The sequence below is a fragment of the Pseudomonas sp. B6002 genome (assembly GCF_013385985.1).
Lineage (GTDB): Bacteria > Pseudomonadota > Gammaproteobacteria > Pseudomonadales > Pseudomonadaceae > Aquipseudomonas.
Map to the genome: position 1 here is coordinate 1 of NZ_JACAOY010000040.1, position 1,333 is coordinate 1,333.

General features: G+C 57.1%; 1 protein-coding gene. It reads left to right on the forward strand.

The genetic code is table 11. The annotated features are described in order from the left end of the window. The first annotated feature begins 71 nt into the window (after positions 1 to 71). Positions 72 to 1,207 (forward strand): IS3 family transposase gene (locus HX792_RS29905; protein WP_371319392.1). Its coding sequence is split into 2 segments (ribosomal slippage): positions 72 to 321 and positions 321 to 1,207, totalling 1,137 coding nucleotides; the frame shifts between segments, so codons are not numbered across the junction. Positions 1,208 to 1,333: the final 126 nt, after the last annotated feature.

Sequence of the window (1,333 nt, forward strand, 5' to 3'; positions counted from 1 at the left end):
TGAACTGGCCTAATGATTTTGGACACTTCAATCGGGCGCTATGATGGCGCCCAAATCTGAGGTGTTTGGATATGCGTAAATCTTATTCGAGTGAGTTCAAACTCAAGGCAGCCAGCATGGTGCTGGACGAAGGTCAGCCAGTTCCCGAGGTGTGCGCCAGTTTGGATGTCGGCCCCACAGCCTTGCGCCGTTGGGTCGATCAGGTGCGCAAAGAGCGTTTGGGCTCGACGCCGGTAGGCGCCAAGGCGATCACCGCCGATCAGCGGGAGATTCAGAGGCTCAAAGCTTTGCTCAGGGAGAAAGACCTGGACATCGAAATCCTAAAAAAGGCCAGTGCTCTCCTGCTGTTGGACGCCAAAGATCATTCACGCTGATCGATGAGCTGGACGAGCAGTACGGCGTGATCAGGTGTTGCCGGGCGTTCGGCGTCAACCGAAGCAGCTTTTACGCTTGGCGTCAGCGCCAAGGCAGAGCAAATCCTGAGCGGGAGAAGCTCAAGGCCACGCTGGTGAGGCATCACAAGGCATCGCGGGCTTCTGCCGGAGCGAGGACTTTGGCGAAGGAGCTGCAAGAGAAAGGGCATCGCATCGGGCGGTACTTGGCTCGCAGTTTGATGCGCGAAGCTGGGATCGCCAGCCGTCAGCGCCGACGTCACAAGTACAAATCGCCCGGCGTGGAAGCCTTGGTGGCGCCGCACGTGCTCAAGCGTAAGTTTGATGTCACGGCGGTCAATCAAGTGTGGTGTGGCGACGTGACGTACATCAAGGTCGGCAAGCGATGGTTGTATTTCGCTGCGGTTCTGGATTTGTTCGCCCGTCGGATAGTGGGCTGGTCGTTTTCGATGATTTCCGATGCCACGCTGACCTGCGAAGCTTTGCGGATGGCTGTTGAGCTTAGAGGTCATCCTAAAGAGGTACTGTTTCACTCAGACCAAGGTTGTCAGTACACCAGTCATAAGTTCAGGAATGAGCTGCTGGAAAATGGCCTGCGGCAAAGCATGAGCCGGAAAGGCGAATGCTGGGATAACGCCCCGATGGAGCGCTTCTTCGGAAGTTTGAAATCAGAGTGGGTGCCCGAAACGGGCTATGCATCAGAGCATGAGGCCCGAGCCGATGTGCAGCGTTATGTCTCACGCTACAACATCACTAGGCCCCACAGTTACAACGATTACCGGTCGCCGGTCGTCAGGGAGAGACTGGCGGCGTGAACCTTAACTGGTGTCCAAGATTACTTGACCAGTTCAGCTTGCCGGCGATTGCGGTGGCCCGGCCGACTCATTTGGTGGCTGACCTGACGCCATCGCCGGCAAGCCGGCTCCTACAGGTGGCGATGG